The organism is Endozoicomonas sp. ONNA1 (assembly GCF_024606325.1).
In the GTDB taxonomy this organism is placed as follows: Bacteria; Pseudomonadota; Gammaproteobacteria; order Pseudomonadales; family Endozoicomonadaceae; genus Endozoicomonas_A.
Window position 1 is genome coordinate 1 of the sequence record NZ_JAHHPN010000923.1, and the last position, 1,768, is coordinate 1,768.

Annotated in this window: 2 protein-coding genes; both read right to left on the bottom strand. The window is 39.9% G+C overall.

Features of this window, described 5'->3' with window-relative positions:
* The coding region (locus KDK19_RS21925; protein ID WP_257255272.1) for a hypothetical protein at window positions 1–1,204 on the bottom strand (1,204 nt) is incomplete at its 3' end.
* A gap of 279 nt (window positions 1,205–1,483) precedes the next feature.
* Window positions 1,484–1,768 (bottom strand): RING-HC finger protein (locus tag KDK19_RS21930; RefSeq protein WP_257255273.1); only part of this gene is annotated, 285 nt, incomplete at its 5' end.

The following is a 1,768-nucleotide window of genomic DNA, read 5'->3' on the forward strand; positions in this document are numbered from 1 at the left end:
TTGCTAATTCCTGTCGTAGTTGGGCTATCAGTTCATTTTGTTGTTGAATGACTATGGCCTGATCCCAATGTTCTGAATCCGACTCTTCAACGGAATCGTCGCTGTCTGTCCCCTCAGAGTATCCCGATGGATACTCCGGACTTTCTGACGATGAAACCACCGATAATGCGTGTGTGAAGTCAATACCCATGATACTCTGTGTAAACTCTTGCATACCATCCTCGGTAAACATTACCGCAGGTACAGGGTACCAGTGTTCAGGGCGGCAATGACTGGTTATATTGCTGTAGACAATAGCCAGTAACTCATATGGCAAGCATCTTATCAACAAGGTCTCCAGTGTCTCTTGCCATTCCATCCCTGAATCCATGCGCTGGAAAGCTGCTGACGCCATTGCGGTTAAACCGATCAGAAGTGCTGTTCCTGCATCCAATTGAGCTGTGGTCAATTGATTGGCAATACTTCGCGGAGAATTATATTCATTGATATTTTCAGAAAGCAGTTCACGATCGAATGCTCGATTGTAGCTTTTTTCGGTGTATCTGTTATCCAAAATTCTAATATAGTTATAGAGTTCATCCTTGGAAAGAAAGTGAGGAGCAAGAAAAGCAAGAAACATCAGGACCAGACCGTTATTAACACCGAAATAATTGGACTGATATGCAATCGGACTCAAATCGAAATAAATGAAATAAGGATTCCGTCTGCCATTTATTTTATGAGACAAAAACAAGTGTTCAAAAAGGCTTTTTGCCGCTGTATTGATTAACTGTTGATCTTCCGGTTTTTTTTCAGTGGTCTTATTAATGTTTATGGAGAATATACAATGTATTAGTCTAAGCATTCTTTGAATACGAAATTTTCGATATTGTTCACTCATGTTCACATAATTAAAATAAAAGCTGATCAGACGATTAAAATCTTGCTCAGCCACCTCGTAATTTTCACAGATTTCCAGTCGTTCATCTCCAGATACATCGTCAGAGGTTAAATTAAGCCTGATAAAGCCAATACGGATATTTTCAAGTGGGCTCATCACACTTTGACCTTTGTGCCTTTCTTTTATTGTTGAAGGTGGCTTCCAGCTTGCCTTGTGATACTCGAGAAACTCTTCAATGCCATAGGTGTCGTTTGTCAGCCCCTGCTGATAAAAAAACAAACATACTGAAAACAAAAGCGTCTTAAAGGAATACCCTAAGATCATACTTTCACCTGCTTTCGTTAAAACAATTGCACAATTACATCTGCACTACTACAACTGCAATTTATACATAATAGATAGGGTAATGTCGTATATTTAAACACTACAGACGTTCTTATCAAGGCTTTAGCAATTGACAGTTTAGCCTCGTTTTATTAGACTCGACAAAAATTTTATACCAATGGATTGAGTTTCTGGCAGGAAAAAATAATTGGCACAATATGAGCCTCTCGTTCTCAAGCAAACACAGCATAAAACAAGACGCTGGCACTGTGTACACATTCAATAAAAAGACTTGTCGATAACCTTCATGTACGACAACGGTATTTCCCGACAAAACGGACAACTCCTCTGCTCATCTATAATTCTCCCAGCACAATCCTCACAAAAACCAGCGTGTCCACAACTTTGTAACACCCTAATATCTTCCACTGGATTGAAACAAATTGGACATTTTTTGCTTCCTCCTGAGGCGCCTCCAACTGCACCTGCTTCCTGCGTTGCAGGTTGGCTTGCTAATTCCTGTCGTAGTTGGGCTATCAGTTCATTTTGTTGTTGAATGACTAT